The following is a 16,042-nucleotide window of genomic DNA, read 5'->3' on the forward strand; positions in this document are numbered from 1 at the left end:
GCTGCGCTCGGCCCGAATTACATTCGGGCCTACCCGCTGTTGTCGAATGTCTGACAGGGATTGAGATCGGGGGGAGTGGATTGTTTTTGCTCTGGCGGGCGGACACATGGGTCCGCTCCCTTGTATCTTACTGTTGACTGTCTGCAGTTCTTTGTTCTGTTTTTTCATGGTGGTTTTTTGACGGTGGCTAGCGCCATTCCGCTCAGATGATGATTGAGTATTCGCATCGTATTGAGACCCGATTCCTTTCTATCCTTCTCGGCTCCTGCTGTCACATTATGTAACCGGGGCTAATGCCCTGCGGCTAATGTCCTGTGGCTGATGGTGAATACGCGACGATTGATAGGGGGTGCATGCCAGACCCCTCAATTTTAATCAGTACTGTTGGATATTCAGCTGCTTGCTGTTTGTTGCTATCGGGTAGAATCTTTTGTCGCGGGTAGATGATGCCTGTGTCATTGTAGAGTGTTTATTTTTACCACGAAAAACACGAAAGGCACGAAATGGTTCTGTTTTTTCATGGTGGATTGTTTTGTTTCTCTGACAGTTTCCTGCTCGCTGCGCTCGGCCCGAATTACATTCGGGCCTACCCGCTGTTGTCGAATGTCTGACGGGGATTGAAATCGGGGGTGAGTGGGTTGTTTTACTCTGGCGGGCGGACACATGGGTCCGCACCCTACTTCTCACATGGGTCTGCGTTTACTTTTTACTTGGGGGCTGTCTTTTATGCTATTATTGTTTTGGTTTTTCATGGTGGATTGTTTTGTTTCTCTGTCAGATTCCTGTTCGCTGCGCTCGGCCCGAATTTTATTCGGGCCTACCCAAAGTGTCGGTGTTATGACTGTCAATGATTGTTGTGAAGGGCGTGTGGGGGTCAAGTGTAAAATGGTATTAAAACGGCGGTTGATCTCTGTCGTCCTGTGGTTGGAAAGTGACCAAAACGTGTCAAAGCGTGTTCAATACGCGTCGATAAGTTACGAGACATTGGGAACCGGTGGCGATTTTTCAGGTGAAGATTTTCAAAACATAGAGACTTTTATAGGAGTGAGATCTTCAGTGTTCGCGAAAAGCAGTACACATAAAATGCATCCCGCGCGCGACGCGTAACAACGCATAATGGGGATAAACTTTCGGGTGTCAAGAGGTATGATTGAGCACCTGAATTCAGGGAGGAACATTGATTTTGAAAGATTTGAATTGGTCAAGCGGTTTTCATCGTAGCGCGTTTTATAGGGGCGGTGTGCAAGTTGCATTGCTGCTTACTACAACAGTGCAGATTGAAGCACCGGTGATGTGGTTAACCCATGCGTCCGAATTGTCGATCGAGTTCGGCGTGGCTGAGGACGAGCGCGGAGGGTCGGCCGTGGGGGCAGTGATGGGCGTCGTCGATGAGGTGACGCTGTTCGAGGAGGCTGAGGATTTCTTCCTGCGTCAATCTTTGGCCGGCTTTGATGGCGGCTTTGCAGGACATCATCGTGATCAGATCGTCAAGCAGATCTCTTCGCGAAGGTTGTTTGGCATTGTCGAGGTTGTCGGCGATATCGCGGACGAGTTGTTCGAGATTGACTTTCTTCAACATCACGGGATAGCTGGTGACCAGGAGCGTGTTGCCGCCGAACTCTTCGATGCCCAGGCCGAAACTGTTGAGCATTTCGGCGTGTTCGAGAACCAACTCGGTTTCTTTGGGGCTCATTTCAATGGTGAGTGGGACGAGCAGCTTTTGCGATTCTACTGACTGCGCTAGAACGCGTTTTCGAAAATACTCGTACATGATCCGTTCATGCAAAGCATGCTGATCGATGATGGTGAGTGCGCCTTTGTCTTCCACGACGATGTAACAATTCAAGACTTGAATCGGTCTTAAATCGGCGGTGGCGATGTCGGCGAACTGCTCTGTCTTCTGTTCGCTTGCGGGCATTACCAGATCGGCTGGTTCATTCGAATAGGTGCGAGTTTCTTCGACCTTTTTTTGAAAGTGGGAAAGCGGGATGGCATCTTGGCTGGTAAAGGGAGCCGCTAGATCGGGGGTGGAGGAAATGGAACGTGGTGCGGAATTGATTTGTATGTTGGGAGTATCAGTGGCGGCTTGCCCGAGTTGATTTTTGGCCCAACTGGTGAGTTCCATTTGATTCTGTTTTTGTTGAGTGAGATCGGGGGCGGTAATGGTATCGGGATCGATATTGCTCTGTTTCGATAATGACATCTGCGATTGCAGATCCATGCTGAGAAACTGAGTGCGTAATGTGGAAAGGAGTTGGCGATACAGGTGCTGGCCGTCACGGAATCGGACTTCGGATTTGGTGGGATGCACGTTTACATCGACCATGGAAGCCGGCATGTCTAGATAGAGGAAGGAGATTGGTTGTCGTCCTACCATGAGCAGTCCGCGATAGGCTTCGGTCAATGCGTGCTGGAGGGTTCGGTCTTGAATCCAGCGTCCGTTCAAAAACAGGTATTGGCCTTTGCGTGTTGATTTATTTTCGCTGGGATGGGAAACGTAACCCCAAATGCGAACGTCGTCGATTTCGGACTCGACCCAGATTAAGTGGTCGGCGAGTTTCTTGCCGTAAAAGAGACGGAGACGATCGATGAGATTATCGGAGGGAGGTAGATCAAAGATGACTTTATTATTGTGTCTTAAGACCATGTACAAGCGGGGATGGGCGAGCGCGGCTCTAGTGAATTGTTCGCTGATGTGTGCGAATTCGGTCTTGGTGGTTTTGAGAAATTTTCGACGCACGGGTGTGTTGGCGAAGAGCTGTCTGATTTCGATGGCGGTTCCTAAAGGACAGCCACAGGGTTGTGGTTTGCTGGCGGTGCCGGTGTTGACTTCGAACTCGAGGCCCTGTGATTCGTTGGCGGTTCGGGTGCGAATGCGAAAATGGCTGACTTCGGAAATGGAAGCCAGGGCCTCGCCTCGAAAGCCCATGGTCTGGACGCTGAAGAGATCTTCGGCGGAGGTGATTTTACTGGTAGCATGGCTGGAGACGGCCAGGAGGAGATCATCGGGATGAATGCCTTCGCCGTTATCGACGACGCGAATGAGGTCGGCGCCGCCATTCATGATGTCGACTTCGATGCGGGTGGAGAGTGCGTCTACGCTGTTATCGAGGAGTTCTTTGACGGCGCTAGCCGGTCGCTCGATGACTTCACCGGCTGCGATTTTGTTAATGACACTGGTATCGAGTTGATGAATGCGGGAAATCGATTCCACGGCGGCTTTCCGTTCCATTTGCTGATCCGTCCGACGGATGGGTTGTTGTGTTCGTCGTTATGATTATTTTTAACCGGAAATCAGTGGAATCGCAATGAAGGCTGTTGCCTGAAGTGGACAGAATTGCTTTGGTTTCGATTCTTAACTGCCCCAGCGTTGATGAATATCGTGTTTGATTTCCAGATGATCGCAAATCCGCCCGGAAATGAAATCGACGAGATCGTGGATCGTCATCGGATTATGATAAAAGCCTGGTGAGGCTGGCATGATGGTTGCGCCGGCCTGTGTTAAACGCACCATATTTTCCAAAGGGATCAAGCCGAGGGGTGTTTCGCGGGCTACGATAATCAGTTTGCGACGTTCCTTCAAATGGACGTCGGCAGCGCGATGGATTAGGTTGTTGCAGGCGCCGGATGCGATACTTCCCAGCGTTCCCATGGAACAGGGGCAGATGACCATGCCGTCGGTTAAAAAAGAGCCGCTGGCGATGCCTGACATGAAGTCGTGATAATGATGATAGATGAGTTGGCCTTGATTGAGATCGGCTTCTCCCAGGACTGAGCTCAAGGCAAAATCTTCGCTGGTGGTATTTTTCATCTTGCTGATGGTGCTGTCATCGGGCAGACTTGCGGGGTCGGGCAGAAGCTGGCTGGGATCGAAGTTTTCTAAATCGATGTTCAAGCCGAGTTCCTGTTTTAAGACCTGTGTGGCAGCGGCGCTGATTGTGAGATGTACGGTGCGTCCGGCTGCCATGAGAACTTCGATTAAGCGGACGGCATAGATGGCACCGCTGGCGCCTGTGATTGCTACGACTACATTTGACATGAGGGCGTCCCTCGTTTTCTTTTCTGAACTTATTCTGAATCGGTGGTTTCGGTAGTCTGTTCTGCTGTTGTGGGTTTCGTGCCGGCGTATAATGTGGCGATTCCAAACGTGAGCGGATACCAACGGGTTCCCGTTAATCCACATTCATCCATGAGGGTGGCAAGTTCCTTTCCATGGGGAAATTCTGAGACCGACTCCGGCAGATAGTTATAGGCAGACTCTTTGTTCCGGGCGAGTAATTGTCCGATTTTTGGCAAGATATGTCGAAAATAAAACTGGTAGCAGGCTCGAAACAGTCGATTGGTTGGCATGGAGAATTCCAGGACGGCTACCTGGCCTCCTGGCTGGCAAACGCGGATCATCTCTTTGAGTCCCTGGCTGGTATCGGCGACGTTTCTGAGTCCGAAGGCAACGGAGACAATTTGAAACTGGTTATCGGCGAACGGAAGCTGTTGGGTATCCGCTTCGAGAAAAGTTAAAAGTTCGTTGGAATTTTTCTTGAGAGCGAGTTCCAACATTTCATGAGTGAAGTCGGCACCGACGACTTGAGTTTTGCCTCCGGTTTTATTGAGATAGGAAATGGCGAGATCGCCGGTTCCGGTGCAGACATCCAAGATTGGTGCATTGCCTTGTGGCATGACTTTTCTTACGGTGCGCCAGCGCCAGTAATAATCGACGCCGCCTGAGAGGAAATGATTCATAAAATCATAGCGGGGCGCAATTTCGCCAAACATCTGCTGCACTCTTGAGCCGGTTTTATCTACGTTCATGTCTTTAGCCTGTATCCAGGTTTATTGTAGCGTCTCCAGAGCCATTTGGAGCAAGTATAATAAATTGAAGCCGCTATGGTTAAATTGGACGCGTTCTAGTATCTGTTTCTTTCAGGAAAGGCCGAGTTCATCGAGTCGGCTTTTTAGACGTTGCTGTATTTCTGGCGGCATCTTTAAAGCGTCCGGCCATTCGCGTGGATGTCCTTCTGCGGTGGATTTTCGTGTTGCATCCAGACCCAGTTTGTGGCCGATGCCCTGCACTGTTGCACTGTGATCATAAATATCGCCTGGTCCTTCAGACGAAATCAGATCCCGCCCGGGATTCAGATTCGTGCTGACGCGATACCAGACGTCCTGCTCATCATGCACATTCGCGTCGTCGTCCAATACGACAATCATCTTCAAGGATAAGAGGCTATGCAAACTCCATAATGCATTGACGACTCTGCGGGCCTGCTGCGGATAGGATTTCTGAATGCTGACAAACATTAGATAGCGTCCTGCCCCCGATGGAGGGAAATGGACGTCGATTAGTTCGGGGATCATCAATTTCAGAAGAGGTAGAAAAATTCGTTCGGTGGCTTGTGAAAACACGCCTTGTTCTGCAGGGGGAGCCGCGGGAATGAGCGCGGGCCAGATGGGATTGGCCCGATGTGTGACGGCAGAGAGATGTAGCGGCAAGACTGTTTCTACGGCGCTGTAATAACCGGTCGGGTTGGCGACGAGGCCGACTTCTAATGGCTCTGCTGTGGTATCGATAAAACCTTCCATCACAATTTCTGCCTGAGCGGGCACATCTAATTCTATCGTGCGTGCTTTGACCAGTTCCAGCGCACGATTGCGAAGGAAACCTGTGAATGCATATGGATCGGTGGGTGTTGGCAGTGGTGCACAAGCGGAATACAATCCCACGGGATCGCCGCCGAGGACTATCGCGACGGGCATCTGCTGTGCGCGGGCCTGGTATTTCTGAAGAAGCTGGTAGCCGGCATCATGCTGACTCCAGCGAATGGCCAGTTGCTGATCGGAAATGACCTGAATCGGACGGTTGTTGATAGAGCGGGCATTGGTTTCGGGATCAAAGGTTACAATCTGTGCGGCTGTAATTGTGGGATATGCTTCATCCGGCCAGCATTTCAAAAGTGGAAATTCGTTGAGATTTACATCGCGTCCCAATTTGACCACTTGCTGACAGCTGGCTGTTTTGACGATGCGTGGTTTGATATTGAGTAGCTGTGAGAATTGCGGAACCATCCTTAGCGAATCGAGCCAGCCTTCGGGCAGATCGGGAGATAACAGACCTGCGACGCGGTCGGCGATTGCGTCCAGAGAATCAGTGCGTAATATCTGAAGCAATCGAGGCAGGCTGCCATACAGGTTCGTTAAGACGGGAATTTTATGTCCCGCAACGTTATCAAAAAGAAGTGCGGGGGCGTTTCCGTCCTGGTTTGATTTGATCAGATGATCGGTGATCGCGGCAATTTCGAGTTCTGACTGCACGGGAGCTGAAATGCGGACTAATTGCCCTGCCTCTTCAAAGTCGGTTACAAAATCGGCCAGTTGGTCCGCATTCATCATTATGGTGTTATTCATAGAAATTGGGGAACGCTTTGATTACAGTCTGGAATCATAACCGATTCTGAACTATCAACAAATGATCGCGGCTGTGAACCTCTCAGATTATTGAGATCCCCGATCAGCCTGCACCATTGAAGCCACGGACATTGAAACCATGCTGCAACGCTTTCTCTTACTCTGGCTGATTCTGCTCTCTGCGCTGGCAGTCTTTTGGGATCAAATTTTTCCCGGTGGTGTTGATCCCTTTAAAAATTCAAAGCCTTTCCTGCCTTACTTATTTACGGTGACCATGCTGGTGATAGGTGCGTTACTGCCTGCTCATGAAATCCGTGAAGTCTTCCGACGCTGGCATAGCGTACTGGCTGGCACATTTGTGCAATACACGGTGATGCCGGGGCTGGCTTTCCTGGTGAGCCTGTTCTTTCTGGATCAACCACAATTGCGTATTGGAATCATACTGGTAGGCTGCGTTCCCGGCGCGATGGCTTCGAATGTGTTGACCCTGGCAGCCCGGGGTAATGTGAGTTATTCGGTCTGTCTGACGACATCTGCTACATTGCTCTCCCCGTTATTTGTCCCGCTCTTTCTCTATCTGGCCGCTTCCGGAACCGATATCGATGCGATCGAACTTGCCAAAGACAGCTTTGTCAAATTATTGACTCAGGTAGTTTTACCGGTGATTCTGGGCCATCTTTTTTCGCGGATGCATCATGGATTCAGCCGCGTGATGCAGCTTTTTGGGCCCACGTTCGCTAATCTCTCGATTCTGTGGATCATTGCTACTATTGTCAGTCTGAATGAAGAACGCCTGCAAAAAGTATTTCTGTCTCTGGCTGCGGCTTTGCTGGTGATTAACCTGCTGGGATATCTATTCGGTTATCTGGCGGGAGCGGCGATTCGACTCGATGAAGCAAAGCGAAGGGCGCTGACTCTGGAAGTGGGGATGCAGAATGCGGGTTTGGGAGCCGTTCTGGCGGGACAGTTGTTTCCGGGAAGAGAGATGATCGCTTTGCCACCGGCGCTGTATATGTTTGGTTGCATGTTGACCGGTACGATTCTGGTACAGATCTGGGCGGCACGCAAACGGGAATACCGGATACCTACAGATGAATGTGAATGAGCGTGGGGTGGCCTAGGTTTCTTCCAGGCGTGCTTTGAGTTCGTCGCGTTCTTTTTTCGTGACATCGAGATCGAACATGAGGTATTTCACATCCAGGCGTAATTGAGCCAGCGCTTCCTGGATTAATCCCAGGATCCGTCTGCGGCGTTTGACAGATTCCACGACGCGTGAGTAGGAAACTTCCAACAACAACTGCTGCTCTCGCGGGAGTTCAGAAATTTTCTTGCCCAGGTCGATCACTTCGCGTGGCAAACTTGCACTATCTGATTCGTCGGTTAGTCGAGTATTCATATCGTTTTATTTCTCAGCTTGTGCTTGTACTCTCAACAAAAATCCACAATCTGCATGGAAAACTTAGAGACCAATAGAACAGATTTTGTGCCATTTATGAACATTTAATAAAGTTTTTTCTATAAGTGACTGCTATTAAGGGACTTCAGTAATATTCTGATTCTGATCCTGCATTGACCAGTTTCGCAAAAATGGGAGGCTTCGTATTGGCTAAGATTGAAGATTCTTCTAAAATCCCTTTAGTTTGAAGCCATTTTTAGGCAATCCGACAGTTGGTTGTGTAAAAGCAACATGTCTGTTGATCAACTGAAACGAAAACCAGTCAGCGAGCAACATTTCGTAAAGAATGCTGAACGAGGGCCGGTTTATAGAAGCTGGGAAAAATATTCAGCCCGCTATTGTTACGAACTTCTTGAGCGCCAACAGAGATCCTGATGAAAATCGGTATCATTTGTGACGTTTCAATCTTGTTTACTAACCCAGGATGGGTCTGAGTCTGGGCATTGATGCCGCGAAAAATCTGTGAATTCATTCAAGGACGAAGTGCACTCTTCGTAGTTCTGGCTTTGGAGCTACTATACTCATCTCTGCTGCGCGCCGAGACATATCATGCGAAATTCGATGATACTTCCAAAGTAAGCTGGCAGGTTCGCATCGATTCTTCTCAGGCCCAAAAAAAATGGCATGTACGGAATACAACCGTCCCGCATGAAGGGGCCGCCTGTGAGCATTTACAAATCGTAACCGGGAATCTGGGCTCGCTCATTGAACTTTCGCACCAGTTACCGTCCAGCCGCATCATCAATGAATTGACCGCATCACTCTGGTTTAAATCCAATAGACGCGGTACCCGAATTGGGCTGGAGGCTGTGCTGCCTCACCAAGTCGATCCGGAAACAGGTTCGATGGCGCGCATTTATCTGATTGGGGATACTTATACTGAAGAAGGAAAGTGGCAGCAATTGCGCTGCGTCACAAACAAGACACTGGTCAATCAATCTCTGGGTCTGTTACGTGGGCGCAGTAAACTCCGCAAAGTGGATTCGCGAGATATGTATGTGGAGCGGGTTCTGATAGTAACTCGCTCTTCGTCAGATAAGGTTGAGTTTCTTCTCGATGATCTGAAACTCTCACCCATTGTTCGCCCGCGCGAGACGGTCATGGAATCAGCGGCTGCTCGCAATAAGCAGAATTCGAAACCTATCGTCGAATTTCTACTGGATCGAATTCAGCTTCAGGGGCAACCTATGTTTCCCCGAATGTCACGTTATCATGGCGAAAATCTGTCAGAGCTCAAACAGACAGGCCTGAATGTAATCTGGGCGCCTCAGTTTGATGATTACGAGTTTCTCTCGAAATTGCGTACCCAAGGTCTCTGGGCCATGGCAACACCCCCCCGTCCTCAGGATCAGGATGGTGACTTTCTTCCTTCACGAGATGCCACGCTGATTCCCTTTAACGAAAAGTCTGCTCCCATTATTTTCTGGAATCTGGGGACACGTATTCCCGGAAAACAATGGGGTGAGCTTCGCAGTCGCGTGGGTCAGATCCAGAGTGCAGACCAACAATTCAAACGCCCGATTATGGCGGATGTTCTCGGAAAAGAACGACAAATCGCCCGCGAAGTCTCGATGATTGGCTCCAGTCCCCATATTCTCAATAGTGATATCAGTTTCCTGGAATACCGCGATACGCTGATTGATAAAACCCGAATTGCCCCCGGGCGTTTTCTCTGGACATGGATTCAGACTGAACCGACCTCGGCAAATGCACGCTGGAGAAATGCATCGAATAAAACTCCGATTGTGATTGAGCCTGAACAAATTCGCCTGCAAACCTACGCAACCCTTTCTGCTGGTTGTCGCGGAAATGGTTTCTGGACCACTACTCGACTCGATGATACAACCGCTCCGGGTGCATTGGAAAGAAAACTGGCAATTCGTCAGTTGAATATGGAAATTGATCTCATCGAACACTGGCTGGCTACCGGGACCGTAATTTCACATGTCCCCTTTACATTAAAACAACGCGAGACACCACGTATTAAACAGCTGGGAGCCTCCTTTAAAAATTCCGATTCCAAGCGAATAATGCGAGATGAACTTCTGGCAGAGCGAGATAAACAGATTCAGCGAGGAAAAGAAGCCGCTAAGGAAATGCAGGCCGCGATCATTCATTCTGAATATGGTACCTTAATTCTACCAGTCTGGTATCGTAATGGATCCCAGTTCGTTCCCGACCAGATGGCGGGCAATGATGCAACAATCGTCATCCCCGGCGGCAATGTCTCTGCATCGGTCTGGGAATTGAGTACAACAAAAATTAAAAATTTGAACCGCAAACGTGTCAATGGAGGCGTGCAGATCACAATTCCCAAATTTGACATGACTTCTATTATCATCATGACTGCGGATCAGGGATTGATTGAAAGACTGCGAAAAAAAGTTTCCACGCTCAGCAAATATTCTGCTGAAACCAGCGTGCAATTGTGTCGCGCTAAACTGGAACGCTGCCAAAAAACAAATGCTGAGCTAGTTGATCTGGGTGTGAGCCAAATCGCTCAAATGGATGGGCCAGCGATTCTGAATCGGGCTCAGCATTTGGCACAACAGGCAGAGACAGCTTTGACGAGTCATGACTATCATACATCGCGGATGTATGCCCGCGATTCCATGCAGATGCTTCGTATTCTGCAACGGAGCCAATGGAGTGAAGCCACGCGAAGTCTTTCCTCAGCGATGGCAAGCCCTTATGCCATCTCCTATAGCACGCTACCTGACCATTGGAGAATGATCGAGCAAATCGGGCGCAGTGCGAAAAATATTCAATCCAATCTATTGCGATCTGGTGATTTCGAAGACATTGATACGATGGTTGTCGAGCGCTGGAAACACGAACAAAATGCGATCGATGGAACAGAAGCCATCGCAGAATTGTATCCCCGGGACAAAATTTCCGGCGACTTCAGTCTGCGGTTACTGGCGGCTCCTCTGAATCGCAAGCTGATTCCGACTAATATCGAAGGGCCTTTGGTGCGAGTTACTACTCCGCCGCTGGCTGTTCGCAGTGATCAAATTGTGCATATAACCGGTTGGGTTAAAGTTTCTACTTCCATTACCGGAAATCAACAGGGAGCTACTTTACAGGATAGTATTATGGGTCCGGGAGGCGCGTTGCATTGGCATGCTAAAAGCGAATGGCAAAAAATTGATCTGATCCGTGAAGTTCCCCAAAGTGAGAATCTCATTCTCACGATGTCACTCAATGGTCTGGGCTCGATCCTGTTTGACGATTTACGAGTTATCGCCTATACACCTGAGCCGAAACTTTATGAGCAAACCAACGGAGTAGAAACACTTACTACCCCGAAATCTGCCGTCGATTCATCCGGTCTCAATTTGCTGAAAAAGTTGCCTTAACTGCCTCTGTTTCACTTTAAAAACAGGGCTCTCGGGCGGTTTTGTGATTCCCACTTCATCAAACATTCATAGATGTGGACGCGCGCTACACTTGTATGACGGAGTTAAATTTGATAATTAACTGTATAGAAACAGGGTAAAAAGCGGTATCGAAATCCGAATACTCTGTTGAAAAGTTCTTGAATGGCCGGAATCTAAAAACCGTTCTCTCTAAAATCCATTTCCGGTTCCATGCTGTCCATTTGTGTGATGAAGATAACCATTCTCATTCATCCGAGATTCAGCCGTGGTCAGGTTGGACGACTTTCGTCAAATTGACCTTTAAGTATTCAGAACAACCAATTTTTTAACCATTTAGAATTGAACAGGAAAAACCAATGCCAATTGCAACCCCAGCTCAATACGCAGCGATGCTGGATGCCGCTCAAGATGGAAACTATGCTTATCCCGCAATGAATGTGACCTCATTGACAACCATCAATGGTGCTCTCAAAGCATTTGCAGATAAAAAATCAGATGGAATCATTCAGGTTTCTACAGGTGGTGGGCAGTTTGCCTCTGGCCTGGATCAGAAGGATGCCGTTCTGGGTTCGATTATTTTGGCTGAAGCAACCCATCGATTGGCGGAACGGTATGATGTTCTCATTGCTCTCCATACCGACCATTGCCAGCCGGGTAAAGTAGATGGGTTTCTGAAACCATTGATTGCCGAAACAGCTCGACGTCGCGAAGCAGGTCTGCCTAACCTGTTCCAGTCTCATATGCTGGATGCTTCAGAGTTGCCTTTAAAAGAAAATCTTGAATTGTCAGTTGAGCTTCTGAAATTATGTGCTGCTAACGAAATTATTCTGGAAGTAGAAGCCGGTGTGGTAGGTGGAGAAGAAGATGGAGTCGATAACTCTGACCAACCTGCTGAAAAACTTTATACATCTCCAGAGGATATGGTTGCGGTCTATGAAGCGCTGAACGGTTTAGGTCGCTATATGTTTGCAGCTACTTTTGGAAACGTGCATGGCAGTTACAAACCGGGAGCCGTCAAACTCCGACCAGAAATCCTGAAAGAAGGTCAGGAAGCTGTTATCGCCAAATATGGCAAGGATGCAGCCTTCGATCTGGTATTCCACGGCGGTTCAGGTACTCCCGAAGACCAGTTACGTGAAACACTGGAATACGGTGTTGTGAAAATGAATATCGATACAGATACACAGTATGCTTTTACACGACCGGTCATTGACCATATGATGAAAAACTACGATGGCGTCTTAAAAATTGATGGAGAAGTGGGCGTAAAAAAAGTCTACGATCCGCGCAGCTATCTCAAAGCCGGAGAAATGGGAGTTGTCAATCGCATGAGCGAAGCTTGTGACGATCTTTACTCCACTGGTAAAACGATTTTTGGCAAAGCATAACTCTGTCGCTGATCTTCGAAACTAAAAAAGCGGGCTGTCCTTTTACTGGAACAGCCCGCTTTTCTTATGACCCAGCCTCTCTTATTATTTTGAACGTACGGCTTCCATCTTGGACATATTCGATAAACGCACCACCAGGAGTTTCTGAATGTTAGACTTCCGTCCTTCTCCACGGAAGAAGAGATGACCGGCTGAATTGGGCGTGAGATCATCCGTCGCTGTTATGACAGTCATTTCTCCCACGTTCAGTGTGACCTCGAATTTTTGATTATACAGTGGAGTCGTATTTTGGCGGTTCTCAAGCTGCCAGCCAATATTAGTTGGCGTGCGTCGCAATTGCTGTGCCCCAAAATGTACTTCAGGTGTAAACTCGAGACGCGCCCAGCCATCCTGAACTTTATGCGCTTTGACTCGCATTACACAGCGGGCCTGTTCAAATTCTTTGATTTCCAACTGCCCTTCTTCATCATCGTCAAATAGCTGAAGGCTGCATTTGTCATAAAAACCGCTGGTTTGAATATCGGTAGGCACTCCTGATCGCAACATTAATCGTCTTCCGGAAAGCAGGAGTGACTCATCCTGTTTCTCGACACCACCCAGGTGTGACTTCAGACCAAGCAACGTTTGTAAAGCCATCGGGGGAACAGAACTGACATGCCCGACTCGGAACCCGTTCTGTTTCAGGTTTTCCTGATCCATGAGTTCAATCGCACCGACTTCATCAATCTCGTTCCAAAGTGTCGAACCGAGCAGCGGATCGGTAATCGGTCGTTCGATAAAAACAATTTCCACCTGCATGGCATCCTGAGATACCGGAATGGAGGGTAGTTTTTTAGTGGTTCTCTTTTCTACATATTTCCCTAATCCTAAAACAGCTCCTTCTTCCATCAGCGCGCAGCCAGTGATTTTGACAACTAGAAATGCCAGTGCCACGACCAGAAACCATGATCTGTAGGGAGTTAACTTCATGAATGATTTGAGATGAAAGTAGAAACTATGGAGATATGAAATCTCTTCGGAGATGAGAAGGGACACTGAGTCTAACTGGTATCAAGATTTATGTCAATTTGGAAATGGCTGTCCTCTTTTCGCTCAATTTCTGACGGAATTCCAGTTAAATTCTCGCTACTCCTGATGACAGAATCACTTCCGAACCCTGGCTCATATTGCCATGTCTTCCCCGTCCAGCTATGATCTGCGTGCTTTGGTAAGAGACTCTAACAACCGTATCCAAAGGAACAGTTATCCCTCTTGGATCATCATACCATTAAACCTGCGATCAAGACTCATGTCAGCAACTCCCTCATCCGAAAATGTATCTGGTTTACGAATCGGATCCGGGCAGGACTGCCATCGGCTCGAAGCCGGTTACCGTCTGATTCTGGGAGGGATCCCCATTGAGTTTGAGATGGGACTTGTTGGACACAGCGATGCGGATGTTTTGCTACACGCGATTACCGATGCATTATTGGGAGCGGCAGGTCTAGGTGATATTGGCGAAATGTTTCCCAATACGGAAGATCGCTGGAAAGATGCCGATTCACGAATTTTACTGGAAGCCGCTTATCAGGAAGTTCAGAAGTCTGGTTGGCAAATTGTAAACCTGGATTGCACAATTTCGGCCGAACGTCCTAAACTAGCCAGCTACAAACCATTAATTCGAAAATCGGTAGCCAGCATCCTCAATTTGAAAGAGCAACAAGTCAACATCAAAGCCAAAACGGGAGAACGGGTCGGCCCTGTGGGCAGACAGGAAGCCATGCTGGCTGATGCCGTTGTTCTATTGACACAAATATTGTCTGGTTCAACATAAATTAAATAAAGCGAAATTTAGCGGGCCTATTCTTAACTGATAACAGAAAGTAATTCAGGTATCTGAGACAATGACACTAAGAATTTACAATACTCTAAGTCGTAAAAAAGAAGATTTCCAAACGATCAAACCAGGAAAGGTCGGCATCTATTTATGTGGTCCCACAGTTTATAAGCATGCCCACATAGGCCATATGGTGGGTCCTGTGATTATCGATACGATTGCTCGTTACCTGAAATATAATGGGTACGAAGTGAAATTTGTCAACAACATTACAGACATTGATGACAAGCTCATTCATAGAGCAGCCGAGCTAAATACTACGGTTGAAAAGTTAGCTGCAGAGATGACTCAAGATTACTTCGATAATCTGGAAATCATGGGCGTTGATACGATCACCGAATTCCCCAAAGCCACCGATTACATTGAGGAAATGCAGAACATGATTCAAGCCCTGATCGAAAATGGGCATGCATATCCTCTCGATGGAGATGTCTACTTCTCTGCAGAAGCAGACAAAAATTATGGCTGCCTGAGTGGACGCAAAATTGAAGAGATGATTGCGGGCACACGTGTGGAAGCTAATGATAAAAAGAAAAACCCCGCGGATTTTGCACTCTGGAAAAAGTCACGTCCGGGAGAACCGGCCTGGGATAGTCCCTGGGGCCCCGGCCGTCCGGGTTGGCATATTGAATGTTCTGCGATGAGCCGCAAACTTCTCGGTGATTCATTCGATATTCATGGCGGCGGCTTAGATTTGATGTTCCCCCATCATGAAAATGAACGCGCTCAGTCTGAATGCTGTACGGGGAAAAAATATGTCCGCTATTGGGTGCATAATGGCTTAATGCAGGCTAGTGACGCACCCGGCAAAGTGGGAGGGCAACATGACCGCCATGGCGATGTCGTAGCAGATCAGGAGGCACAGGAAGCAAATAAGCTTGCCGGATCTAAAGGTGCTGCCTCGGTCAAGGAGCTATTCGCCATTCACCCCGCAGAAATAGTACGTCTGTTTCTACTTTCCACACACTACCGCAGCCCGATTGCGTTTAGTGACGAAAACATTCAGGAAGCGAGTAAAGGAATTGAAGGTTTCTATCGCTTCTTTGAAACTTTCGAGCGCATTACTGGAATCAGTTTTTATGATCTTTCCACTTCGGAGAAGCGAGATCAATCTATTTTGCTGGAAGGCACTCCTTCTGAATACTTCCAGCAGCTCTCAGAATTACGCCAACGATTTCTGGAAGCGATGGATGATGATTTTAATACGGGTGGTGCAATCGGAAATCTGTTTGAACTTAGGTCAACACTCAATGCGTTAATTCATTCCCAAAATCTGGATGGTGAGGGTAAAGAAGATCGGGCGTTAGTTGAAGCATTAAAAACGGGAGCCTGCCTGCTAAAAGAGTTATCAAACCTGTTGGGCGTTTTTCGCAAGCCTTGTAAAAAAGACCAGGAAGCGGATGATGGACTAGCCAATCAGTTAATGGAACTGGTCTTGGAAATTCGTAAAGAGGCCCGTGAGAGTAAAAACTGGGACATCGCAGATAAAATTCGTGATGGATTGGCGGCTTGCCAGATTACAGTTGAAGATCGTCCGGAA

The 16,042-nt window shown here is 48.2% G+C and carries 11 protein-coding genes; 5 read left to right on the forward strand and 6 right to left on the reverse strand.

The window, feature by feature from the left end:
• Positions 1-1,297: 1,297 nt before the first annotated feature.
• The 4 genes from mutL to Q0668_RS08465 form a co-directional block, all read right to left on the reverse strand.
• Positions 1,298-3,232 (reverse strand): DNA mismatch repair endonuclease MutL, encoded by a 1,935-nt coding sequence (mutL, locus tag Q0668_RS08450; protein ID WP_298862824.1) that lies wholly within the window; start codon positions 3,230-3,232, stop codon positions 1,298-1,300.
• Between the two features lie 123 nt (positions 3,233-3,355).
• Complete coding sequence (locus Q0668_RS08455) at positions 3,356-4,039, reverse strand: flavin prenyltransferase UbiX (protein ID WP_298862827.1); 684 nt, start codon at positions 4,037-4,039, stop codon at positions 3,356-3,358.
• 29 nt (positions 4,040-4,068) lie between these two features.
• Positions 4,069-4,809 carry a bifunctional demethylmenaquinone methyltransferase/2-methoxy-6-polyprenyl-1,4-benzoquinol methylase UbiE gene (gene ubiE / locus Q0668_RS08460; protein ID WP_298862830.1) on the reverse strand — a complete coding sequence of 247 codons (741 nt, stop codon included), beginning with the start codon at positions 4,807-4,809 and terminating at the stop codon, positions 4,069-4,071.
• 111 nt (positions 4,810-4,920) lie between these two features.
• The gene (locus Q0668_RS08465; RefSeq protein WP_298862833.1) at positions 4,921-6,387 is read right to left on the reverse strand and encodes a UbiD family decarboxylase; all 1,467 of its coding nucleotides are present in this window, start codon (positions 6,385-6,387) and stop codon (positions 4,921-4,923) included.
• Positions 6,388-6,541: 154 nt separating this feature from the next.
• Here Q0668_RS08465 and Q0668_RS08470 point away from each other — a divergent pair, with 154 nt between their 5' ends.
• Positions 6,542-7,507 (forward strand): bile acid:sodium symporter family protein, encoded by a 966-nt coding sequence (locus Q0668_RS08470; RefSeq protein WP_298862836.1) that lies wholly within the window; start codon positions 6,542-6,544, stop codon positions 7,505-7,507.
• Positions 7,508-7,519: 12 nt separating this feature from the next.
• Here Q0668_RS08470 and Q0668_RS08475 read toward each other — a convergent pair whose 3' ends face one another.
• The gene (locus Q0668_RS08475; RefSeq protein WP_298862839.1) at positions 7,520-7,798 is read right to left on the reverse strand and encodes a transcriptional regulator; all 279 of its coding nucleotides are present in this window, start codon (positions 7,796-7,798) and stop codon (positions 7,520-7,522) included.
• Positions 7,799-8,304: 506 nt separating this feature from the next.
• Between Q0668_RS08475 and Q0668_RS08480 the strand changes: the two genes are divergently transcribed.
• Both Q0668_RS08480 and fbaA read left to right on the forward strand, forming a co-directional pair.
• Positions 8,305-11,217 (forward strand): hypothetical protein, encoded by a 2,913-nt coding sequence (locus Q0668_RS08480; protein ID WP_298862841.1) that lies wholly within the window; start codon positions 8,305-8,307, stop codon positions 11,215-11,217.
• A 377-nt stretch (positions 11,218-11,594) separates the two neighbouring features.
• Complete coding sequence (gene fbaA / locus Q0668_RS08485; RefSeq protein WP_298862843.1) at positions 11,595-12,626, forward strand: class II fructose-bisphosphate aldolase; 1,032 nt, start codon at positions 11,595-11,597, stop codon at positions 12,624-12,626.
• An 84-nt stretch (positions 12,627-12,710) separates the two neighbouring features.
• Here the strand turns inward: fbaA and Q0668_RS08490 are convergent, their stop codons facing one another.
• Positions 12,711-13,595, reverse strand: a complete 885-nt coding sequence (locus Q0668_RS08490; protein WP_298862846.1) for a hypothetical protein — start codon at positions 13,593-13,595, stop codon at positions 12,711-12,713.
• A 319-nt stretch (positions 13,596-13,914) separates the two neighbouring features.
• On the opposite strand from Q0668_RS08490, the gene ispF reads away from it, so the two are divergent.
• Together ispF and cysS are read left to right on the forward strand one after the other, a co-directional pair.
• Positions 13,915-14,439 (forward strand): 2-C-methyl-D-erythritol 2,4-cyclodiphosphate synthase, encoded by a 525-nt coding sequence (gene ispF, locus Q0668_RS08495; protein WP_298862849.1) that lies wholly within the window; start codon positions 13,915-13,917, stop codon positions 14,437-14,439.
• Positions 14,440-14,509: 70 nt separating this feature from the next.
• The coding region (gene cysS / locus Q0668_RS08500; RefSeq protein ID WP_298862852.1) for a cysteine--tRNA ligase at positions 14,510-16,042 on the forward strand (1,533 nt) is incomplete at its 3' end.

Origin of the sequence: uncultured Gimesia sp. (assembly GCF_937910335.1) — a bacterium.
Lineage (GTDB): Bacteria > Planctomycetota > Planctomycetia > Planctomycetales > Planctomycetaceae > Gimesia.